This is a genomic window from Kitasatospora sp. NPDC088548, assembly GCF_044753005.1.
Lineage (GTDB): Bacteria > Actinomycetota > Actinomycetes > Streptomycetales > Streptomycetaceae > Kitasatospora.
On the sequence record NZ_JBIVMI010000016.1, the window covers coordinates 1 to 20,802 of the forward strand.

At 74.0% G+C, this 20,802-nt stretch carries 20 protein-coding genes; 10 read left to right on the forward strand and 10 right to left on the reverse strand.

Annotated elements, in window-relative coordinates; translation table 11 throughout:
- Positions 1-247: oligopeptide/dipeptide ABC transporter ATP-binding protein (locus tag ACIP82_RS20830; RefSeq protein ID WP_400655066.1), on the forward strand; the 247-nt coding region annotated here is incomplete at its 5' end.
- Complete coding sequence (locus tag ACIP82_RS20835; RefSeq protein ID WP_400655068.1) at positions 240-1,259, forward strand: ABC transporter ATP-binding protein; 1,020 nt, start codon at positions 240-242, stop codon at positions 1,257-1,259. The genes ACIP82_RS20830 and ACIP82_RS20835, both read left to right, overlap by 8 nt.
- A 52-nt stretch (positions 1,260-1,311) precedes the next feature.
- Here the strand turns inward: ACIP82_RS20835 and ACIP82_RS20840 are convergent, their stop codons facing one another.
- The 5 genes from ACIP82_RS20840 to ACIP82_RS20860 form a co-directional block, all read right to left on the reverse strand.
- Entirely contained in the window at positions 1,312-3,021 is a 1,710-nt protein-coding gene (locus ACIP82_RS20840) for an ABC transporter family substrate-binding protein (RefSeq protein WP_400655070.1), read from the reverse strand.
- Positions 3,022-3,161: 140 nt separating this feature from the next.
- Positions 3,162-5,492, reverse strand: coding sequence for a peptidoglycan binding domain-containing protein (locus ACIP82_RS20845; protein WP_400655072.1), 2,331 nt, complete (start codon positions 5,490-5,492; stop codon positions 3,162-3,164).
- 238 nt (positions 5,493-5,730) lie between these two features.
- Entirely contained in the window at positions 5,731-6,192 is a 462-nt protein-coding gene (locus tag ACIP82_RS20850; protein ID WP_363610818.1) for a DUF6113 family protein, read from the reverse strand.
- On the reverse strand, positions 6,189-7,142 hold the full coding sequence (gene mshB / locus ACIP82_RS20855; protein WP_400655075.1) for an N-acetyl-1-D-myo-inositol-2-amino-2-deoxy-alpha-D-glucopyranoside deacetylase: 954 nt from the start codon (positions 7,140-7,142) through the stop codon (positions 6,189-6,191). The genes ACIP82_RS20850 and mshB overlap by 4 nt, the downstream gene beginning before the upstream one ends.
- 46 nt (positions 7,143-7,188) lie before the next feature.
- Positions 7,189-7,383, reverse strand: coding sequence for a DUF2304 family protein (locus ACIP82_RS20860; RefSeq protein ID WP_363610822.1), 195 nt, complete (start codon positions 7,381-7,383; stop codon positions 7,189-7,191).
- 325 nt (positions 7,384-7,708) lie between these two features.
- Here ACIP82_RS20860 and ACIP82_RS20865 point away from each other — a divergent pair, with 325 nt between their 5' ends.
- The 4 genes from ACIP82_RS20865 to ACIP82_RS20880 all read left to right on the forward strand — a co-directional run bounded on the left by ACIP82_RS20865 (position 7,709) and on the right by ACIP82_RS20880 (position 12,009).
- The gene (locus tag ACIP82_RS20865) at positions 7,709-9,862 is read left to right on the forward strand and encodes a prolyl oligopeptidase family serine peptidase (RefSeq protein WP_363610824.1); all 2,154 of its coding nucleotides are present in this window, start codon (positions 7,709-7,711) and stop codon (positions 9,860-9,862) included.
- Positions 9,863-10,040: 178 nt separating this feature from the next.
- Complete coding sequence (locus ACIP82_RS20870; protein WP_400655077.1) at positions 10,041-10,181, forward strand: hypothetical protein; 141 nt, start codon at positions 10,041-10,043, stop codon at positions 10,179-10,181.
- A gap of 8 nt (positions 10,182-10,189) precedes the next feature.
- Positions 10,190-11,440, forward strand: coding sequence for a sensor histidine kinase (locus tag ACIP82_RS20875; RefSeq protein ID WP_400655079.1), 1,251 nt, complete (start codon positions 10,190-10,192; stop codon positions 11,438-11,440).
- A 362-nt stretch (positions 11,441-11,802) separates the two neighbouring features.
- A complete protein-coding gene (locus ACIP82_RS20880) occupies positions 11,803-12,009 on the forward strand; it encodes a hypothetical protein (RefSeq protein WP_363610828.1) in 207 nt (68 codons plus the stop codon).
- A gap of 147 nt (positions 12,010-12,156) precedes the next feature.
- On the opposite strand, the gene ACIP82_RS20885 is transcribed toward ACIP82_RS20880, so the two are convergent.
- Positions 12,157-12,696, reverse strand: a complete 540-nt coding sequence (locus ACIP82_RS20885) for a carboxymuconolactone decarboxylase family protein (RefSeq protein WP_400655081.1) — start codon at positions 12,694-12,696, stop codon at positions 12,157-12,159.
- Between the two features lie 340 nt (positions 12,697-13,036).
- Between ACIP82_RS20885 and ACIP82_RS20890 the strand changes: the two genes are divergently transcribed.
- Both ACIP82_RS20890 and ACIP82_RS20895 read left to right on the forward strand, forming a co-directional pair.
- Positions 13,037-14,137 (forward strand): YncE family protein, encoded by a 1,101-nt coding sequence (locus ACIP82_RS20890; protein ID WP_400655083.1) that lies wholly within the window; start codon positions 13,037-13,039, stop codon positions 14,135-14,137.
- Positions 14,138-14,286: 149 nt separating this feature from the next.
- Complete coding sequence (locus ACIP82_RS20895; RefSeq protein WP_400655085.1) at positions 14,287-14,919, forward strand: response regulator; 633 nt, start codon at positions 14,287-14,289, stop codon at positions 14,917-14,919.
- 6 nt (positions 14,920-14,925) lie between these two features.
- On the opposite strand, the gene ACIP82_RS20900 is transcribed toward ACIP82_RS20895, so the two are convergent.
- Both ACIP82_RS20900 and ACIP82_RS20905 read right to left on the reverse strand, forming a co-directional pair.
- Positions 14,926-15,798 (reverse strand): transglutaminase-like domain-containing protein, encoded by an 873-nt coding sequence (locus tag ACIP82_RS20900; protein ID WP_363610836.1) that lies wholly within the window; start codon positions 15,796-15,798, stop codon positions 14,926-14,928.
- Positions 15,799-15,898: 100 nt separating this feature from the next.
- A complete protein-coding gene (locus ACIP82_RS20905) occupies positions 15,899-16,816 on the reverse strand; it encodes a GNAT family N-acetyltransferase (RefSeq protein ID WP_400655088.1) in 918 nt (305 codons plus the stop codon).
- A gap of 227 nt (positions 16,817-17,043) precedes the next feature.
- Here ACIP82_RS20905 and fdxA point away from each other — a divergent pair, with 227 nt between their 5' ends.
- Together fdxA and dapC are read left to right on the forward strand one after the other, a co-directional pair.
- Positions 17,044-17,370 (forward strand): ferredoxin, encoded by a 327-nt coding sequence (fdxA, locus tag ACIP82_RS20910; RefSeq protein WP_030061559.1) that lies wholly within the window; start codon positions 17,044-17,046, stop codon positions 17,368-17,370.
- A 21-nt stretch (positions 17,371-17,391) separates the two neighbouring features.
- Positions 17,392-18,552 carry a succinyldiaminopimelate transaminase gene (gene dapC, locus ACIP82_RS20915; RefSeq protein WP_363610840.1) on the forward strand — a complete coding sequence of 387 codons (1,161 nt, stop codon included), beginning with the start codon at positions 17,392-17,394 and terminating at the stop codon, positions 18,550-18,552.
- A 71-nt stretch (positions 18,553-18,623) separates the two neighbouring features.
- Here dapC and ACIP82_RS20920 read toward each other — a convergent pair whose 3' ends face one another.
- Both ACIP82_RS20920 and ACIP82_RS20925 read right to left on the reverse strand, forming a co-directional pair.
- Positions 18,624-19,385 carry a hypothetical protein gene (locus ACIP82_RS20920; protein WP_363610842.1) on the reverse strand — a complete coding sequence of 254 codons (762 nt, stop codon included), beginning with the start codon at positions 19,383-19,385 and terminating at the stop codon, positions 18,624-18,626.
- Positions 19,386-19,663: 278 nt separating this feature from the next.
- Positions 19,664-20,680 carry a hypothetical protein gene (locus tag ACIP82_RS20925; RefSeq protein ID WP_400655092.1) on the reverse strand — a complete coding sequence of 339 codons (1,017 nt, stop codon included), beginning with the start codon at positions 20,678-20,680 and terminating at the stop codon, positions 19,664-19,666.
- Positions 20,681-20,802 lie beyond the last annotated feature (122 nt).

Here is a 20,802-nt window from a genome sequence, read left to right on the forward strand (position 1 = left end):
CCGGGGCCTGCTCAACTCGATCCCGCGGCTGGACCAGAAGGGGCAGAACCTCTACGCCATCCAGGGCCTGCCGCCGAGCCTGCTGCGGATCCCGCAGGGCTGTGCGTTCAATCCGCGCTGCGACCGGGTGGCGGACCGCTGCCGCACCGAACTCCCGCAGCTCGTCCCGGTACTGGACGGCGAAGGGGCCGACCTGCCGGGCCGCCGCAGCGCCTGCCACTTCTGGAAGGAGACCCTCCATGGCTGAGCCCATCCTGGAGGTGAAGGACCTGGTCAAGTACTACCCGCTGACCCAGGGCATCGTCTTCAAGAAGCAGGTCGGCGCGGTGAAGGCGGTCGACGGCGTCTCGTTCGAGCTGCGGCGGGGCGAGACGCTGGGCATCGTCGGCGAGTCCGGCTGTGGCAAGTCCACGCTGGCCAAGGTGCTGATGAACCTGGAGCGGGCCACCTCCGGCCAGGTGTTCTTCAAAGGCGAGGACATCACCCGGCTCTCGGGCGCCGGCCTCAAGGCCGTGCGGCGCAACATCCAGATGGTGTTCCAGGACCCGTACACCTCGCTGAACCCGCGGATGACGGTCGGCGACATCATCGGGGAGCCCTTCGAGATCCACCCCGAGGTGGCGCCGAAGGGCGACCGCCGCAAGGCCGTTCAGGATCTGCTGGACGTGGTCGGGCTCAACCCGGAGTACATCAACCGGTATCCGCACCAGTTCTCCGGCGGTCAGCGCCAGCGCATCGGCATCGCCCGGGGGTTGGCGCTCAAGCCGGAGCTGATCATCTGTGACGAGCCGGTCTCCGCGCTGGACGTGTCGGTCCAGGCACAGGTGATCAACCTGCTGGAGCAGCTCCAGGGTGAGTTCGAGCTCTCGTACATGTTCATCGCGCACGACCTCTCCATCGTCCGGCACATCTCCGACCGGGTGGGGGTGATGTACCTCGGCAAGATGGTCGAGATCGGGACGGAGGACCAGATCTACTCCTACCCGACCCATCCGTACACCCAGGCGCTGCTCTCCGCGGTGCCGGTGCCGGACCCGGTGGCGCGCGAGTCCCGCGACCGGATCATCCTGAGCGGCGACCTGCCCTCGCCGGCCAACCCGCCGTCCGGCTGCCGGTTCCGCACCCGCTGCTGGAAGGCGCAGGAGCGCTGCTCCGCCGAACTGCCGCTGCTGGCGGTGCCGTCCGTGCTGAGCGGCCCGGCCGCGCACGAGTCGGCCTGCCACTTCGCCGAAGTGCGGGACGTGATCGGCGCGGGCTGACCGGACGACCGCCGGGCCCCGGAGGGTGTGACCGCCTCCGGGGCCCGGCGCGTCACTTCTCGAAGCCGACGTTCTCCCAGACGATGTCGGAGAGGCCCTGCGCGCCGATGTTGGCGAGGTTGGCGCGGGCGCCGTACAGCTGCGGGCGCTGGTAGAGCGGCAGCACGCCGGCCACCTTCCACAGCTCGCCGTCGGCCTGGTTGATGGCCTCGAAGGCGGTGGCCGCGTCGGTCGCGGCGGCGGCCCGGTCGAGGGCGGTGTCGACGGCGGGGCTGCCGGCCTGGGAGTGGTTGGTCCCGCCGTTCTGGACGAAGTTGGCCCGGTTGCCGCTGGCCGGGAAGGGCGTGCCGAGCAGCGAGTACGCGGCGATGTCGAAGTCGCGCCGGTTCACGTACCGGTCGAAGAACTCGTTGGCTTCGGCGGTCACGGTGGTGACCTTGACCCCGACGTCCTTCAGCATCCGGGTGGCGACCGAGGCCTCGTTCTGGGCCTGGGTGACCCCGGCCGGGATGACCATCCGCAGGTTCAGCTCCCGGCCGTCCTTCTTGCGGACGTCGCCGTCGAGCTTCCAGCCGGCCGCCTCCAGCTTCCGGACGGCGTCGTCCGGGTCGTAGCGGCTGAGGCCGAGGGAGTTGTCCCGGTAGGCGTTCTGGTCGGCGACCAGCAGATGGTTGTTGAGGGTGACGGTGGGCCAGTCCAGGCCGTTGAGGTCGGACCGGGTGATGGCGTCCCGGTTGATCGCCTGGAACAGGGCCTGGCGGACGGCCGGGTCGGTGAGCGCGGGGCTCCGGCTGTTCAGCGTGAACTGGCGGAAGTCGGGGCCGCCGGCGCGGCGGACGGCGGCCCCCTTGGTGCTCTTGATGATCTGGTAACCGGCCACGTCGGGACCGTTGTTGAAGAGGTCGACCTCGCCCTTGGCGAAGGCGGCGGCCATGGTGTTGGGGACCATGGCACGGAACACGATCCGGTCCAGCAGCGGTTGGTCGCCCCACCAGGCCGGGTCCGCGACCAGGGTGACGGTCTGGGTGGCCCGGTCGAGCCTCTCGACCTTGAACGGGCCCGCGGTGACCGGGATCGCGTTCAGGTAGGAGGTGTTGAACAGCTCCGGGGTGGCGATCCGGCTCGCCGGGAGCAGCGGGGCGTTGGCGGCGCCGTTGAACATCGACTGCCACTCGGAGAACGGCCGCTCGAAGGTCATCACGGCCTGGAAGTCGTCCTTGCCCCGCTCGACCGCGGAGACCAGCTCGAAGCCGGTGCTGCTGGAGGCCCGGTAGGCCGGGTCCTTCCCGTTCAGGGCACGCCAGTTGGCCTCGATGTCCCGCCAGGTGATCGGCGTGCCGTCGGACCAGACGGCCTTCGGGTTGAGCGTCCAGGTGACGGTCTGCCGGCCGTCCTTCAGCTCGGACCTGGCGTCCTGGAGATAGGCCGGGTTGACGGTCTGGGTGCCGGCCGCGTCCGAGCGGAAGAAGGTGGGCAGCAGGGGCTTGGTGACGCTGATGGTGGAGGACTCGCCACCGTCGGTCTGGATCGGCGACCACTGGCTGGAGAACTGGGCGATCGCGACGTTCAGCGTGCCGCCCCGGCGCAGCCGCGAGCGGTCGTGAGGGTTGGTGTCGACGGTGGTGAGCTTGGGCGCCTCGGCCGCGGTCGGGAGCGCCCGGGCGCCGGTGCCGGTGCCGCAGGAGCAGAGCGTCAGCGAGAGCGGGACGACGGTGAGGCCGGCGAGCAGGGCCGTTCGGTGTGGCGTGAGGCGGCGGCCCATGGTGTGCTTCTCCCTGGTGCGGGTGTGACGGACGGTACGGCGTCACATCTTGCTGACCTGGGAGGGGAGTTGTCGAGGGGCGGGCCCGAATCCGGGCCCGCCCCCGGGGTCTGCCGCCGGGTGGTGGGTCGGGAAGCGGGTCAGACGGTGGCGAACTTGAAGGTGCGGTCCTTGTCGCCGCTCTTGTCCAGCACCGAGGTGATGCCGTCGGCGACGTCCTGCGCGGTGATCACGGCCGTCTGGCCGTTCTTCTTCACCTTCACCTTGTCGAAGTAGCCGTTGATCTGGCCGTTCAGCGCGTCCAGGTCCCACTTGGGCACGATCTTGCCGGAGGCGTCCGGCACCAGGGTCAGCGCCTTGGCCGCAGTGAGCTTGCCGAAGTCCCACTTCTTGGTGCCGGCCAGGACATGGACGTTGCCGCTCACCACGGACTTGCCCAGGCTGTCGGCGGCGGCCTGGAGGGCCTGCGGCGAGACCTTGGGCTGGGCGGCCGTCACGGAGAGCGCGACGGGCTGCTCGGCCTTGCCCGCGGCGCGGTCGCGGTAGGCCTGCTCGATCTGGTCGACCGCGGCGGCGGAGTCCACCGCCTGGCCGGCCCGGCCGGGCACCACGACGGGCTCACCGGAATCGCTGAACTTGACGTAGCCCTCCTGGAGGGTCTGCCCCGAGCCGGCGCCCAGGGCGTCCAGGGCGGCCTTGAGCTTGGCCCGGTCCACCTTGACCTCCGGCGGTACGGCCTTCTCGCCGCCCTTCAGCGAGGTGATCACGTCGACCGGGCTGTAGCTGTGCCGGGTGAGGTTGTCCACGGTGGCCGTGGTGTCGAAGCTCAGCCCGGCGACGGCCGGGTCGAGGTCCACGGACTGTTCGCCGATCTTCAGCTTGACGGGCTGCCGGCCGGCCTTGCCGATCGTCTCGTCGAGCTGGTGGATCGCCTGGTCTCGGTTGTTGCCGCCGATGTCCGTGCCCAGCACGACGGTGCCCTTGGGGATGTCGGACTGGTTCAGCATCAGACCGGTGCCGTACGCGGCGGCGCCGAGGAACAGCAGGCCGCCGACGGCGTAGACGCCGAGCTTGACGAGCTTCTTGCCGGCGCCGGCCTTGGGCTTGCCCGCCGCCTTGCCCGTCGCGGGCTTGGGGGCCGCCGGCTTGGGTGCCTCGGGCTTCTTCGGGCCGGGCGCGGGCGCCGCCACCGGTCCGGCGGGGCCGCCGGGCGTCTGGGCACCAGGCTCGGGCTGCGGGCGGCCGGGCGCGGTGGCGCCGGGGCCCTCCGGCCGGTGGCCGGGGGGCGGGGCGGGGGTCTCGCCCTGGCGGCCGGGGGCGCCGGGGAAGAGGCCGCCCTGGACCGCGGTGCCGAACGGGTCGGTGCCGGCCGGGGGCCGCTGTGCGGCGAACGGGTCGGTGCCGGCCGGGGCGGAGGCGAACAGGCCGGGCTGCGGCCGGCCGTTCTGCTGCGGGGCGCCGTGCTGCGGCAGGCCGTCCTGGGGCAGGCCGTGCTGGGCCGCCGCGCCCGCGGGCGGACCGGATATGGCGCCCGGCGCGGGGGCGCCCTCGCGGATCGGCGCGAAGCCGTCCACCGAGGTGTCCTCCGGGCTCACCGCGCCGGACGGGCCGCCAGCCGGGTGGCCCTGGGGGTGGCCGGCGGCGGGGCCGCCCGCCGGGGCGAAGGGGTCGGCGACCGGGGCGAACGGATCCGCCGGGGCGAACGGGTCGGTGGGGAAGTCCTCGTACACGCCGGCCTCGTCCGCAGGGACGTCCGGTCCGACGCCGGTGCCGAACGGCGAGGCGGGCGCGCCGGTCGGGCGCGGTGCGGGTGCGGGGGCCTGGCCGGGCACCGGGCGGCCGTTCGGGTGGTCCGTACCCTGGCCGGAGGCCTGGGTCTGCCGGGCGCCGCCCGGCTGGGAGCCGTTCTTCCGGGCGCCGTTCGGGCGGGCCCCGGCACCGCCGGCGGGTTCGGCCGGGGTGCCGGCCGGAGCCGGAGCGGGCTCGGTGGAGGACGCCTTCTTCTGGCGCGGCCGGAACCACGCGCCGGTCGACTCGGCCTCCGAGGTGGCCGGCGGGATCTGCCACTCGGGCGGCAGGTTCGGCGGTGTGGCCGTCCGGGCGCCGCCGTCCATCACCCCGAGCACGGGGGAGGAGGGCGCGGCGGAGCGGTGCCGGGGGCCGGGCGGCTCGGTGGCGGCGGGCGGGGTGTCATCGCCCGGGCCGTCCTCGTTCTTGACGGCGCTGCGGACCACGACGGGCGGGATCGGACGCGAGCCGGGGATGTTGATCCGCACCCTGGTGGTCAGGGTGGTCTCGGTCTTCGGGGCCTCGTCCTCGCCGCCCGACGCCGGTCCCTGGGCGGCACTGGTGCCCGCACGGTCGCCGCCGGGGAGGCCCGGTGTGCCGTAGGGCGGGGTGCCCGACGGGTAGGCGTCCGGGCCCGTGCGCCGAGGCGTCGGGTGGGCGTTGTCAGATTCGCGGCTGCTCAATGCTGCTCTGCTCCGGGTTCGCGGGCGGGCCGTCGGGCGCGACCGCGGGTTCGTGGGCGCCGGGCCTGGCGGGCGGCGGTCGGGTACGGCGTTCTGCGGCACCACCATACTGGGAAGAACTGAGCGGTGAACCGGTTCGGATAGAACCTGATACGTCCGGTTCCTCCGGTATGAGAGTACGGCCGTTCGGTCCTGACTGCTCGTCGTACGCGGTACCGTACGCCGCGCACCGCCGAGGTCAGCGGGGAGGGCCCGGTACTCCGGGGAACCAACTGGTCCGGGTGGGCAGGGTGGCGCAGATCACGCCCAGAATCGACCCGGCGAACAGCCAGCCGAGTGAGGTCGCGTTGGTCCAGAGCACGTTGTCGCCCTCGGGCCGGGGGACCATCACCAGCAGCAGCGCCAGGAACCAGCCGGCCGCCGGGAGCCCCGCGCCGAGCCGGGTACCGGTGACCCGCAGACCGGCGTAGAAGGTGGCACCGGTGGCGGCCAGCGCCAGCAGAACCCCCACCGGCGGCCACAGGGCCTGCACAAAGGCTCCGCAGATCGACACCGCGGCACCCAGCAGGAAGAACAGGACGTAGGCGACGATCCGCCAGGCCCGCGGGGGCTGAGGCTCGGCCAGCCGCTCGGCGCGGGTGCCGAGGACGGCCGCCGGGATCGAGCGGCGCGGCGGCCGGGCGTCGGCGGGCTCGGTCATCGGACACCTTCCTGTTCCTGCGCGGGGGCGGCGGTCGCGTCGGCGGCGGCCGGGCCCGTGGTGTTCGGGCCTGTGGTGTCCAGGCCCGCGAAGAGGTCGTCCTCGGGCAGCCGCGGCCCGGCCTGGCCGCGCACCAGCTGGTAGTACTCGGTGGCGACCAGCGGCTGGCCGAGGTTGTTGGAGAGCGCGAAGAAGGCGCCGTCCACGGTGATCTGGGTGGCGTGCGCGGCCATCGCGGCCGCCTTGCGGCCGGCGTACGCGGCGCCGTCCAGCACGGTGGTGACCGCGGCGTCGTCCACCACGCCGGGCACGTCGGACGGCGCGGCGACACCGGGGAACGGTGCCCTGGCGGCGGTCTCGGCGAGCCCCCGCTCGATCACCGAACGGGGCATCCGGTTCCAGTACACCTTGGCGATCCGCCAGGCCGGGCCCAGCTCGGGCCGGTACGCGGGATCGGCGGCCAGCTCGTACGCGCGCATCGCGACCCGGTGCGCCTGGATGTGGTCCGGGTGCCCGTAGCCGCCGTCCTCGTCGTAGGTGACCAGGACCTGCGGCCGCACCTCCCGGACCACCGCGACCAGGTGACCGGCCGCCTCGTCCGGGTCGGCCCGCCAGAAGCAGCCGGGCACGTCGTTGTCGGGGACGCCCATCATCCCGGAGTCGCGGTAGCGCCCCGGGCCGCCGAGGAAGCGGACGTCGGCGACGCCGACCGCGCGCATGGCGGCGGTCAGCTCGCCGATCCGGTACGGGCCGAGCGCGTCGTCCCGATCCGCCGTCAGACGGGCCAGCTCCGGCGGGATGACCTCGCCGCCCTCACCGAGGGTGCAGGTCACCAGGGTGACGTGGGCGCCCTCGTCGGTGTACCTGGCCATCGTGGCGCCGTTGCCGATCGACTCGTCGTCGGGGTGCGCGTGCACCAGGAGCAGGCGGCGGCCGGTAGTCACGGTCATGGGAGCAGCCTAACGACCGGTCCACAGGGTGCGGGCGGGGGCGGGGTCAGAGCTTGAGGCCGTTGATCATCCCGGCGAGGTTGCTGGTCACCTGGCTGATCGAGGGGGCGATGGAGCTGGACGCCAGGTAGAAGCCGAGCAGCGCGCAGATGATCGCGTGCGCGAGCTTCAGACCGGAGCGGCGGATCAGCACCACCACGATGACCAGCATCAGCATGGCTGCGGAGATGGACAGGGCCATGTCGGCTTACACCCCTTTTCTCGGGTGCGCCACCCCTCGGCAGGGCGGCGGTCGGACCGTGCGGGACTTGCGGTCGGGCGACCGGGGCCCGGGACGGGGCCCGACGATCACGCGCCGGACCCAGTCATACCCGATGAGTGATGGATGTATGACGTACGGTGACGCCGCACGCCCGGGGTACGGCGGCACCGGTGGGGCGCACAGGCCGGTCGGAGGGGGTTCGGAGGGGGGCGGACGGCTTCGGGGCGTCCTTCGCCGGGATGCTCCGAACGAGTGATCGTGATCGGCCGGGCGGTGGCACCCGAAGGTCGTATGGTCTGGTGCCATGACCACCCACACCCCTGCGGACACCTTCCCGAGGCAGTACGCGCGCACCCTGCGCTACACCGTCGGCGCGCCCCGGTCGTTCTCCGTCGCACCCGACGGCTCCCGGGTCGTCTTCCTGCGCTCCCGTTCGGGCGGCGACCGGGCCAACCTGCTCTGGACCCTCGACACCGCCACCGGCGAGGAGCGGATCGCCGCCGACCCGGCCGTCCTGCTCGGCGGCGGCGAGGAAGACCTCTCCCCGGCCGAGAAGGCCCGCCGCGAGCGCAGCCGCGAGGGCTCGGCCGGCATCGTCGGCTACGCCCTGGACGGCGCCGGCCGGCTGGCCGCCTTCGCCCTCTCCGGACGCCTGTTCACCGCCGACCTGGTGGCGGGCACCACGGCCGAACTGCCCGCCGAGGGCCCGCTCCTCGACCCGCGCCCCTCGCCGGACGGCGTCCACGTCGCCTACGCCAACACCGCCGGCGAGCTGCGGCTCACCCGGACCGACGGTACCGGCGACCGGGCCCTCGTCCAGCCCGAAGGCCCCGGCGTGACCTGGGGGCAGGCCGAGTTCATCGCCCAGGAGGAGATGGACCGCGACCGCGGCTTCTGGTGGTCGCCCGACGGTGACCGGCTGCTGGTCGAGCGGGCCGACGACAGCCCGGTGCGCCGCTGGTGGATCGCCGACCCGGCCAACCCGGGCACCGAGCCCGCCGAGATCGCCTACCCCGCCGCCGGCACCGCCGACGCCGAGGTCGGCCTCTGGGTGGTCGGCCTGGACGGCGCCCGGACGGAGGTGCTGTGGGACCGCACCGCCTTCCCGTACCTGGCCCGGGTGCACTGGTCCAAGGGCGGCGTACCGCTGCTGCTCGTCCAGGCCCGCGACCAGCGCAGCCAGCTGATCCTCGGGGTGGACGTGGCGAGCGGCGCCACCGAGGTGCTGTTCGAGGAGCGCGACGACGCCTGGCTGGAGCTGTTCCAGGGCGTCCCGGCCTGGACGCCGGACGGCCGGCTGGTCCGGATCTCCGACGCGGACGGGACGCGCGCGCTGGTGATCGGCGACCAGGCCGTCACCGGGGCCGACCTGCACCTGCGCTCGGTGGTCGCGATCACCGAGGACGAGGTCTTCTTCAGCGCCTCCGGCGGCGCCGAGGAGACCGACCCCGAGCCCGGCTGGATCGCCGTCGGCCGGATCAGCCACGACGGCAAGCGGCTCTCCTGGGAGGCGGCCAACGGCCGGCCGTTCACCTCGGTGACCACCGCGGTGCACGCGGCCGGCGTCACCGTCCGGGCCACCGCCGAGCACGACCGGCCCGGCACGCTCGTCCAGGTCGCCCGCGACCTGCCGGAGGGCGTGGTGGTGGACGACATCGCCACCATCGAGTCCTACGCCGAGACGCCGGTGATCACCGCCCGCCCGGTCTTCCGCTTCGCCGGTGAGCGGCGCATCCCCGCCGCGGTCTTCCTGCCCACCGGCTACGACCGCGAGCGCGACGGCCTGCTGCCCGTCCTGATGGACCCGTACGGCGGCCCGCACGGCCAGCGCGTCGTCCAGGCGCACAACCCGCACCTCAACTCGCAGTGGTTCGCCGACCAGGGCTTCGCGGTGGTCGTCGCCGACGGGCGCGGCACCCCCGGGCGCGGCCCGGCCTGGGAGAAGTCGATCGCCTTCGACTTCGCCGGCGCCACCCTGGACGACCAGGTGGAGGCGGTGCAGGCGCTCGCCGAGGAGTTCCCGCTGGATCTCGGCCGGGTCGCCATCCGCGGCTGGTCGTACGGCGGCTACCTCTCCGCGCTCGCGGTGCTGCGCCGCCCGGACGTCTTCCACGCGGCCGTCGCCGGCGCCCCGGTGACCGACTGGGAGCTGTACGACACCCACTACACCGAGCGCTACCTGGGCCACCCGGCCGAGCGTCCGGAGGTCTACGCGGCCAACTCGCTGAGCGGCTACGCGGCCGGTCTGGAGCGGCCGCTGATGATCATCCACGGTCTGGCGGACGACAACGTGGTGGCCGCGCACACCCTGCGGCTCTCCTCCGCCCTGCTCGCGGCCGGCCGCCCGCACACCGTGCTGCCGCTCTCGGGCGTCACCCACATGACGCCGCAGGAGGAGGTCGCGGAGAACCTGCTGCTGCTCCAGGTCGACTTCGTGAAGCGCTCGCTGGGCATCTGATCCCCCGCAACCGCCCCTGACCCGCGGCTTCCGCGGCCGGTGCCCGTGCCGCGGGTGCCGGCCGCAGCCATGACATCCGTCATGCGGAAGGCACGACGGCGGGCACTGCCGCCGGCCCCGGTCCGCGCGGGACCCTGAGGTGGCGCGAACGACACCGGCAGGGGAGAGGACCGGGGCGATGGACACCGAAGCGGCCGCCTTCCGGCAGGTCGGCAAGAGCCGCGGCCGGGTCCGGGCGGTGGACGGTCCGGCCGGCTTCCCGGTGGTCTTCGTCGCGGCCGCGGCAGCGCTGTACCGCCGGGACACCCGGCGGGCATGATGGCCCCCATGCCAGACACGTTCTCCGCGTACCGTCCCGACGAGCTCGGGAAGGCGGGCGGGGAACGGGTGGTCTTCACCAACATCCCGGGCGCCCCGGTGGAGAACCGCCGCCAGCTGCTGGTCAAGGTCTGCTGGATGCTGCTCTGGATGGTCTACCTGTTCTACCCGGTGGGCGATCTGCTCAAGGGCGGGCACGCGGTGGCCGCCACGGTGGCCGGCTGGCTGGCCCTGGCCGCCTTCCTGGCCAGCTACATCGGCCTGGTGATCTTCCGCTCGATGGTCGGGAGGCTGCCCAGGGCGGGCGACGCGATGGCCGCCGTGATGATCGTGATCTCGGTGGTCACCACCTTCGGCCTCGGCACCGCCTGGCTGACGCTGTTCACCTACTCCGCGGTGGCCGTCGGCGTCGTCCTGCCACCGCGCTTCGCCCTCGGCGGGGTCGCCGTGATGACGCTGGTCACCGGCGCCGTCGGACTGCTCAGCCACGTCGACCGCGGCGCGATCCCGACCATCATGCTCAGCGCCTTCCTGGCCGGCGCCGCGATGACCGGCCTGCAACGGCTGGTCGCGACCATGCGGGAGCTGCGCGAGGCACGGGCCGCCGTCGCCCACCTGGCCGCCGCCGAGGAGCGGCTGCGGCTCTCCCGGGACCTGCACGACCTGCTCGGGCACTCGCTGTCGCTGATCACCCTGAAGAGCGAGCTGGCCGGGCGGTTCATGGACGTGGGCAAGGACGAGGCGGCACGGGCGCAGGTCGCCGACATCGAGCAGGTGGCCCGGCAGTCGCTGATCGACGTCCGGGAGGCGGTGACCGGCTTCCGCAGGCCCACCCTGCCGGTCGAACTGGCCGCCGCCCGTACGGCGCTGGCGGCCGCGCAGGTGACCCTGGAGGTGTCGCCGACGCTGCCGGACGCCTGGACCGGGCTCGCCACCGAGGAGTCGGGCGCCCTGGCCTGGGCGCTGCGCGAGGCGGTCACCAACATCGTCCGGCACGGCGAGGGCGCCACGGCCTGCACGGTGACGGCCGACGAGACCTGGGAGGGCGACGGCGAGCGATACGCCGCCCTGGAGATCACCGACAACGGCGCCGGGCCCGGCAAGTCCGCCCCGGGCAACGGGCTTTCCGGCCTGGAGGAGCGGCTGACGCTGGTCGGCGGACGGCTGGAGACCGGGCCGGGGGAGCGCGGCAGGGGCTTCCGGCTGCGGGCGCTGGTGCCGCTCCGGACGGCCTCCGCACCCGCGCCCGGCGGGCGCTAGGGCTTGCCGGACAAGCCCTGGGCCACGCCGGGCCCCCGGCCGGCGGTGGTCTCCCCCTTCCTCGGCCGGTCGCCGCGCGCGCCGAACCGGAGGCCGGGCGATGTGGTGACCCCGTACCGGTGTCACCACATCGGGTCTTCTTCTCGCCGGTGAATCCCCTTGCGCCGCTTGCCCGGGCCCCGCGCCCGGCCCCTGAGGGATGTTTGAGCAGGGTGAAGCCGGGACAGGGGCACGTTCTGCTGCTAGGCGAGGAAGGACTGCACCATGGCATCGAGGCCGAGAAGGGCGACCGAGGAGATCCGGCGGGGGCCGGCGGAGGTGGCCGCCGAGCCGGTCGACGCTCCCCGGAAGGGGACGCGGGCGTGACGGCCCCGGACTCCTCCTGGTCTCCGTGCATCGGGGAGACGGTGGCCATCGTCCCGCCGGACTGGGAGATCTCGACGCCCTGGGCCCCCCGGATCCCCGCCGAGGTCGTCGATGTGACCGACAACCTCATCACGCTCACCGTCGACGGCCAGCTCCGGCTGCGCCGGCTGCACCAGATCGCGCCCTGGACGGACCTGCGCTGAGCACCGACGAGGCGGAGCCGCGATGAGCGCTCCCGGGCCGTGCACCGCGGCGCCCGGCGTAGCCGTCCACGACCGCCGTGCCGCCCGACTTCCTGCGGGTCGCCCTCTGCCGGTCCGGCACGCCGGGCAGGCCGGCCCCGGGCGCCCTCAGTCCCCGCGGCCGTAGCCGGAGTCGACGATTCGCTGCGCCCCCTCGGTGTAGTAGCCGGGGTCCTCGGGCAGTTCGGTGGCCAGAGCGTCGACGTAGCGGTTGTACATGCAGAACGCGGCGGCGATCAGGACGGTGTCGTGGATCTCGGTGTCACCGGCGCCAGCCGCCCGGGCGGCCGCCACCGCCTCCTGCGAGACCGGCCCGACCTGCCCCCGGACCTCGGCCGCGATCCGCAGCAGGGCCCGCATCCGCTCCGTGAGCGGCGCGGACGCGGGATCGGCCAGGGCTGCCTTCACCAGCGCCTCGCCACCCTCCAGCTGCGCTGCGGCGAAGGCGCTGTGGGCGTTCGTGCAGTAGCGGGTGCCGTTGAGCCCGGAGACGTACGCGGCGACCAGCTCGCGCTCGCCCCGGCTCATCGGGGCCGGGTTGCGCAGCAGCGCGTCGGCGAGCATCGACAGCGGGGCGGCGGTGTCCGGGCGGAGCGTCAGCAGCCCGTTGATTCCCGGTAGTTCGTTGTCGATGGCGATGTGCGGCACGGTGCACTTCCTCGTCTCGGAGGGGTGGGCGGACGGCGGTCCATCGTCACGGGTGCCGCTCCGGGCGGGCAACTTCCATATTGCCCAACCGTCTTGGGCCGAGGCCGGCCCCGGCCGGCGTGCCCCGGGTGCAGACCGGGAACAGGGCGGGTCGGCGAAGTGCCCAGGGGGCGCGCCCCGGCGGACGTGGCTGATTCCAGGCGCGCTTGGAGGGCGTTCGGCCCGGTTCGTACGGGCGGTTCTGAGCCCCGTCCGCCGACCGGCCCCGCCCTGCCGGGCCGGTGCCCTAGCCTGGCCCACGGCCGCCGCGGAGGGCGGTCTCCCGATAGCGGAGGGTGTCATGAATTCGCTTGCGAAGAAGGCACGTTGGGCAGGTTCATTGATGGTGGCCGGGGTGCTGCTGGTCACCGGCGCGGGTGCCGCCGCAGCCGATCAGGCGCCCGAGGTGCCGGGTGCCACCGCGGTCGGCTGGCGGTCGCTCGGGCTGGCGGTCAGCCCGGACGGGACCAGGGCGTACGTGGTGGCGTGGGACCGGGTGGGCAGCGACCTCTCCGTGGTGCTGCGGACGGTCGACACCCGGACGGGCACGGTGGTCGCGCGGCTGACGCTGGCCGACACGGGGACGGCGGGCCGGCCCGTGGTCAGCCCGGACGGCTCCCGGCTCTATGTGGTGGTCTCGGAGCAGCTGGTGGCCGTCTCCACCGCCACCAACACCGTGCTGTCCCGGACCCCGGCGCCGGACCAGCCGCGCCCGGCCGGCTGGAGCCAGGGGAGGCTGACCGGCCTGGCGGTCAGCCGGGACGGCGCGCGGGTCTACGTGGACCAGTACGGGCCGTACGGCCTCAACCAGGGCGTCGGCACGGGCCGGGTGCTGGTGTTCTCCACCGGACAGGACGCGTTCACCTCCACCGTGCCGGTGGGCGGCTACCAGGTCGACTCGATCGCCGTCGCCCCGAACGGCGGCGCCGCGTACGTCAGCACCGACCAGGGGCTGTTCCACCTGGACACCGGCGGGGCCGTCCCGGCGGTGGCCCGCGTCGTCGACCGGCTCGGCGCCAGTACCGAACTGGCACCCTCCCCGGACGGCACCCGCCTGTACGCGCTGGGCTGGCAGACCGGCAGCGGCACCGGCTACGAGGTCGACACCGCCAGGGACACCGCCCGGCCCGCGGTCACCTTCGGCTCGGGCTGGGTCGACGTGCACTTCGTGTCCGTGAGCCCGGACGGCCGCCGCCTGTACGTGCTCAAGGACGGGTGGGCCCCGAAGGCGTCGGTGCTGTCCTTCGACACCGCGACCAACACCGGCGTCCCGGCGGAGACGCTCACCGGGTTCGCCCTGGACGGGGTGTCGGACGCGGCGGTGGGCCCGGACGGCCACACGCTGTACGTGGTCGGCCTCCACGGCGGCGACGGCTCGTACCTGAAGACCGTCGGCTTCTGACCCGCGGTTCGCGGCGACGCACCCGCGGCGGGCGGCCGGGGACACCGGCCCGCCCGCCGCACCGGTGCGGGGGCTCAGGTGCCGGGCCCGTCGGGAGCGGACGTCCGCGGTGCCTCGACGAACCACCCGGGGCCCCTAAGGTCGTCGGCATGAGTGAGATTCAGAACGGCGGGGCCTCCGTCCGCGTCCTGCTCGCCGAGGACCAGGGGATGGTCCGGGAGGCGCTGGCCGCGCTGCTCGGGCTGGAGGGGGACATCGACGTCGTCGCGCAGGTCGGGCGCGGCGACGAGGTGGTGGCGGCCGCCATCGCGCACGAGGTGCAGGTCGCGGTGCTGGACATCGAGATGCCGGGGATGACCGGGATCGAGGCGGCCGCCGAGCTGCGCCGGCAGCGGCCCCAGACCAGGATCGTGATCGCGACGACCTTCGGGCGGCCCGGGTATCTGCGCCGGGCGATGGAGTCGGGCGCGGACGCGTTCCTGGTGAAGGACGCCCCGGCGGCCGAGCTGGCCGAGGCGATCCGGCGGGTGCTGCGCGGCGAGCGGGTGATCGACCCGGCCCTGGCCGCCGCCGCGCTCGCCGAAGGGGCGAACCCGCTGACGGCCCGTGAGCGTGATGTGCTGGCGGCCGCCGCCGACGGGGCGGTGAACGCCGACATCGCCAAGCGGCTGCACCTCTCCGAGGGGACGGTGCGCAACTACCTCTCGATGGCGATCCAGAAGACCGAGGCCCGCAACCGCACCGAGGCCGTCCGGATCGCCCGGGAGAAGGGCTGGCTGTGAAGCCGGTCAGTTGAGCCGGTGCCGGGCCGCGCGGGCCTCCTGCCGGACCTTCGCCGCCGCGTCCGGGTCGAAGGCGTCCAGGATCTCCGCGTACGCGTCCATCTCGGCCGAGCCGCCGAGGAAGTCGCCGGTCCGGACGAGCAGCTCGGCCCGCTCCAGCCGGAGCTGGGCGGGGTGGCGGGGGAGCAGCAGGGCCAGTTCGGTGGCCCAGAGCTGGGTGCGGGCGTGCTCGGGACGGTCGGCGGCCCAGCCGCGGATGTTGCCGAGTACCCGCAGCACGATGTCCAGCGGCTGCGCGGGGGTGAGCAGTTCGGGCGTGAACGGGTGGCCGGTGGCGTGGACCAGGTCGGTCACGTCCGTGAGGTCGAGCAGCCGGCCGCCGTGGAACGGGTCCGCCAGGACGTAGTCGTCGCCGCCGTCCGGGCCGCCGACGGCGACGATGAAGTGGCCCGGCAGGGCGACGCCGTGGACGGCCAGCCCGGCCCGGGCGGCGACCGCCGTCCACACCAGCGACAGCATGATCGGCAGCCCGCGCCGGCGCCGCAGCACGTCCGGCAGCAGCGAGGACTCCAGCCGCCGGTAGTCGGACTGCCGCCCGTGGAACCGCTCCCGCCCGCCGAGGACGGCCGCGAGCAGGGCGGCCGTCTCCTCGGGCCCGGCCGGAGCGCGCTCGGCAACGGCGAGCCGGACGGCGGCGGCGTGCCGGTCCAGCGCGGCCTCGCAGGCGGCGAGCAGCGCGTCCAGGGTGGGCGGCTCCCGGAGGTCGTCGGGATCCGGTGCGGGGCTGTGCTCGGCGGCCGCGAGCAGGCAGAGCAGCACCGGATCGGGGTGCTCGGCCCGGGCCTCGGTCCGGAAGCGTGCTCTGCTCTGCTCGGTCACGGTGGCTGCGACGGCTTTCGTGCGGCGGACGGCTGGGACGGCTGGGACGGCTGGGACGGCGGACGAGGGACGGCCGGTGGTGGACGGCTCCCGGAGCGCGCTACCGCTGGGGGAGGCGGGCGTAGTGGTAAGTGTGACTGGTCGTGAAGCCAAGTCCGTCATAGAGCGCGATCGCACCATCGTTCTCCGCCTCGACCTGGAGGCAGGCACCGGTGGCGCCCTCCTCGGCGGCCCGGGCGGCGAGCACCGCCATCAGCGCCGTGGCCAGGCCCGCGCGCCGGGCGTACGGGGCGACCTCGATCGCGCCGAAACAGGCCCACGGTCCGTCGATGACACAGCGTCCGATCGCCGGCGGCGGCTGACCGGCCGCCCCCGGCACGGTGGCGAACCAGACCGAAGGGCCGCCGTGCAGCACCGCCCGGGCGGCCTCCTCCACCGCCGGGTCGTCCGTCACCCGCCGGTACAGCGCCATCCACTCCGGACCGGCCGTCCGGGACAGCCGGACCCGGTCGTGCCCCGAGCCGATCCGGGCCAGCGGCGCCAGCGCGGCGGTCCGTACCAGGGTGGGCGAGTACGCGGCGCCCAGCCGGTCGAGCTCGGCGCGCAGTTCCTCCGGCGAGCCGGGCACGCAGACCTCGACCCAGGCGGGCAGGGCGCGCGCACGGTACCAGTCCTGGACGGCCGCCAGCGCCCGCGGCAGCGGCAGCCCGGGGTCGCCGAGGGCCTGGACGGAGTTGGCCCGGCGGGTGAAGCCGGCCGAGGCGCGCAGCGTCCAGTCGCCGAGCGGCTCCTGCTCGACGGCGGGCCAGCCGCGCGCCGCGATCCGCTGGAGCTCGACCGCCGTCGCGACGGGCGGGGCGACACGCCGGGCCGGGAAGAGCGGCACCACCTTGCCCGCGACCAGCAGCTTCTCGTCGAACGAGACCGGATCGCCACTCCTCGGGACGACCGTCAGTCCAAGATCGTCCCACGATGTGAGCACGCCGATCACATCGCGGAACACCGGCCTGTCGTCCACGAACTCCGAGACGCGCCGTACTGAAACGCGTCGTCCCACGTCAGAGCGGTCTATCCGGACCTCCGGACGCGACTCCACGGGCCCGCTGGACGCCATCTGGGCACCTCCTGTGCATTTGCGGTCTCCGACCCGCGATACTAGGGGCGGGCATCGACGACGCCGCGCTCACCCGCGCACGCGAGCAAAACAGAATGGGCCGCCGAGCCCTTCCGAGGAGGAACGACAGCGTGACCTACGTCATCGCGCAGCCTTGTGTCGACGTCAAGGACAAGGCGTGCATCGAAGAGTGCCCGGTTGACTGCATCTACGAGGGCGAGCGATCGCTCTACATCCACCCGGATGAGTGTGTCGACTGTGGCGCTTGTGAGCCGGTCTGCCCGGTCGAGGCGATCTTCTACGAGGACGACACTCCGGAGGAGTGGAAGGACTACTACAAGGCGAACGTCGAGTTCTTCGACGACCTCGGTTCGCCCGGTGGTGCCTCGAAGCTCGGCCTGATCGAGCGCGACCACCCGTTCATCGCCGCTCTGCCGCCGCAGAACGCCGACCACTGACCGATCGGTGGCAACTGAGCTGTGAGTACCAACGACAGCACGCACGCGCCGTTCCCGGGCCACCCGGGGGCGGCGCGCCGCGTTTCCGACCTCCTGCCGGTCTTCCCCTGGGACAAGCTGGAGCCGTACAAGCGGACCGCCCTCGCCCACCCGGGCGGGCTCTGCGACTTCTCGGTGGGCACCCCCGTGGACCCGGTCCCCGAGGTGATCCAGAAGGCGCTGGCCGCCGCCACGGACACGCCCGGCTATCCGACCGTCTGGGGCCCGGTGGAGCTGCGCGAGGCGATCGCCGGCTGGCTGCGCCGCCGGGTCGGCGCCGAGATCGGCCCGGAGGCCGTCCTGCCGACCGTCGGCTCCAAGGAGCTGGTGGCCTGGCTGCCGACCCAGCTCGGCCTCGGCCCCGGTGACCAGGTCGCCTACCCGCGGCTGGCCTACCCGACGTACGAGGTGGGCGCGCGGCTCTGCGGCGCCGAGCCGGTCGAGTACGACTCGGTGGACGAGCTGGACGGCTCGCGGGTGCGCCTGATCTGGGTGAACTCGCCGTCCAACCCGACCGGCCGGGTCCTGGGCGCGGACGAGCTGCGCCGCGCGGTCGAGTGGGCCCGGGAGCACCGGGCGCTGCTGGTCAGCGACGAGTGCTACCTGGAGCTGGGCTGGGAGGCCGACCCGGTCTCCGTCCTGCACCCGGACGTCTGCGGGGGCTCCGGCCGGGAGAAGCGGCACGAGGGCCTGCTGGCCGTCCACTCGCTCTCCAAGCGTTCCAACCTGGCGGGCTACCGCGCCTCCTTCGTGGCGGGCGACCCGGTGGTGGTCAGGGAACTGCTGGAGGTGCGCAAGCACGGCGGCATGATCGTGCCGGCGCCGGTCCAGGCGGCGACCGTCGCGGCGCTCGCGGACGACGCGCACGTGGCCGAGCAGCGTGGACGGTACGCGGCCCGGCGCTCGGCGCTGCGGGCGGCGCTGGAGGCGTACGGCTTCCGGGTGGAGCACTCGGAGGCGAGCCTCTACCTGTGGGCGACCCAGGACCGGCCGTGCTGGGAGACGGTGGCCGAACTGGCCGGTCTGGGCATCCTGGTGGCGCCCGGCGACTTCTACGGGCCGGCCGGCGGGCAGTTCGTCCGGGTCGCGTTCACCGCGACCGACGAGCGGGTCGCGGCGGCCGTGGAGCGGCTGCGCGGCTGAGCCCGCGGACGTGCTGCGGAGGGGGCCGGTGTCCCGACGGACACCGGCCCCCTCCGCGTGCCGTTCCCCGGTCAGCCGATCGGCAGCCCGCTGAGGCTGCCGCCGTTCAGGCCGCCCAGCAGCCCGGAGAGCGGGCCGGTGAGGCCGGCCAGCGGGTTGTTCGCGCCGAGGTCGGTGCCGCCCAGGCGGTTGGCCGAGCCGTGCTCGGCCAGGCCGAGCACGTCGGCACCGGGCAGGCCGGCGGGCAGGGCGCGGGTCACCGCGCCGATCGGCAGCGCGTCGGTGACGGCGTTGGCGCCGGGGACGGCACCGGTGAGCGTCTCGGCGCCGGGCAGGGCCTGGGTGACCGCGCCGGTCTGGGTGAGCCCGCCGACCGGGTTGGTGGTGGCGGCGCTGCGGCCGGCCGCGGCGTGGCCGGTGACGGCCTCGCCGAGCTTGCCGGCCAGGGCGGAGGCCACCTTCGGGGTGACGGCCGAGAGCTGGCCGGTGGTGGCGGCGGTCTTGTCGACCGGCGCGGTCAGCGAACCGGCCTTCTCGTTCGCCTCGGGAAGCTGCTGGGCGACGATGTTGCCGGTGGCGTCCGCGGTGGCGGGTACGCCCGCGGCGACGGTGGCGGCGCCGGTGTTCCCGGCGGCCTGGCCCAGCTCGTGGGTGGTGTGCTGCAGGGTGGAACTCGCGTCGGTGTTGGTCAGCTGGCCCAGCGGCGCGGCCAGGTCCGACTTGGGCAGCAGGGCGTCGGCTGCGGACGCGGAGCCGGCCGCGACCAGCGGGGTCGCTCCGGCCGCCACGAGCAGCGCGGCCTGGGCGATCCGGCGCGTGAGGGAGTGAGACATGGGGCTCCTCGAAGGGTCTGGGTCCGTCCCGTCCGCCGGGCGGACGACGTTCATACCGCTTGAGAAGCCAGAAGGTTTCGGTCGGTGCAACGAAAACGCATAACCGACGATCGGATCGTATGTCTGACGCTGCGCCGGGTCGGCCGGCCCGTCCGGTGGCGCGGACGGGCCGTGGCCAGGGGAAGTGACGGTTCTGCACTCCGGCGGGGACAACCAGCCACCCGTCCACCGGGGTTGACCGGAATCACCGGTTCGGCGGTAACCCGGACACCAGTGCGTCAGCTCTTCCCGACGGGGGCCAGCGAGACCTGCACGAGCTTGGTCGAGGTGCCGGTCGGCTGCGGCTTCCAGCCGTCCTCGGACTTCGCCTTCCGCCAGATCCTTCCGTCGTACGCCACCGTCTCGATGCCCAGCTCCTGGGCCTGCGTCACCGCCCAGTGCGCCACCGCCCAGCCGTTCTGCCGCTCGGCGTCCGGGCCCGCGTCGGTGCTCGCGGCCGGGTCCGGCGTCAGCGAGACGGCGTTCCCGACGCCCTTGATGGTGGAGGCGTACCCGGTGGCCGGCGTCACCGTCCGGCCGAACTCACGGCGCACCCGGTCGGCCAGCGCCTGTGACCGGTCCGGCCGTCCGGCCGGCGAGGCGGAGGCCGACGCGGACCCGGTCGGGGTGGCGGCGTCGTCGGCCGGATCCGGCGCGTCGAAGTCGTGCACCACACAGGTCAGCGAGGCCGGTTCGCGGCCGGTGAGCGCCGAGGCCAGCAGCGTCGCTTTGGTCTCGTGCTTGGCGTAGGCCTGCGGGTAGCCGCTCTTCTGCACCTGCTGCGCCGCGTCGGTCAGCGGCAGCCGGGTGTAGCCGGGCACCTTGACCAGGCCGTCCAGGAACTTGTTGGTCGCGTAGACCGGGTCCATGATCTGCTCCACGGTGCCCCAGCCCTGCGAGGGACGCTGCTGGAACAGACCGACCGAGTCCCGGTCGCCGCCCGACAGATTACGGATCTTGGACTCCTGCATCGCGGTCGCCAGCGAGATGGTCACCGCCCGGTCCGGCAGGCCGCGCGCGTGCGCCACGGCGGCGATCGTCGCCGCGTTGGCCGCCTGCGGGAGCTCCAGCGTCCCCTCGCCGGCCGGCGTCTTCACCTCGCAGCCCTCGGCCGTGAACTTCTGGTCGCGGAGCCAGTACAGCCCGACCGCGACCAGTACGAGCGCCAGCAGCCCGATCAGCACCGCCCGCAGCGGCCTGCGGCGCCGCCGGGGCGCCGTGTCGCCGCCCTGCCCGCCGCTCCTCTTCCTGGCCACCGCCGCCCCTCTCCACCGTCCCTTGATCCGACACCGTACCCACTCGGACGGACGTACGGCGCAGGCGGTTCTGTGTTATCGCCCTTCGCCGCCGGGCGCTCGTACCCGGTGCCGACGCTCCG

Coding starts and splice junctions, on each gene's coding strand:
- ACIP82_RS20865 (WP_363610824.1), top strand. CDS start 7,709: ATGACCACCCACACCCCTGCGGACACCTTCCCGAGGCAGTACGCGCGC.
- ACIP82_RS20840 (WP_400655070.1), bottom strand. CDS start 3,021: ATGGGCCGCCGCCTCACGCCACACCGAACGGCCCTGCTCGCCGGCCTC.
- ACIP82_RS20890 (WP_400655083.1), top strand. CDS start 13,037: ATGAATTCGCTTGCGAAGAAGGCACGTTGGGCAGGTTCATTGATGGTG.
- ACIP82_RS20875 (WP_400655079.1), top strand. CDS start 10,190: ATGCCAGACACGTTCTCCGCGTACCGTCCCGACGAGCTCGGGAAGGCG.
- ACIP82_RS20850 (WP_363610818.1), bottom strand. CDS start 6,192: ATGACCGAGCCCGCCGACGCCCGGCCGCCGCGCCGCTCGATCCCGGCG.
- mshB (WP_400655075.1), bottom strand. CDS start 7,142: ATGACCGTGACTACCGGCCGCCGCCTGCTCCTGGTGCACGCGCACCCC.
- ACIP82_RS20920 (WP_363610842.1), bottom strand. CDS start 19,385: ATGTCTCACTCCCTCACGCGCCGGATCGCCCAGGCCGCGCTGCTCGTG.
- ACIP82_RS20870 (WP_400655077.1), top strand. CDS start 10,041: ATGGACACCGAAGCGGCCGCCTTCCGGCAGGTCGGCAAGAGCCGCGGC.
- ACIP82_RS20895 (WP_400655085.1), top strand. CDS start 14,287: ATGAGTGAGATTCAGAACGGCGGGGCCTCCGTCCGCGTCCTGCTCGCC.
- ACIP82_RS20860 (WP_363610822.1), bottom strand. CDS start 7,383: ATGGCCCTGTCCATCTCCGCAGCCATGCTGATGCTGGTCATCGTGGTG.
- ACIP82_RS20835 (WP_400655068.1), top strand. CDS start 240: ATGGCTGAGCCCATCCTGGAGGTGAAGGACCTGGTCAAGTACTACCCG.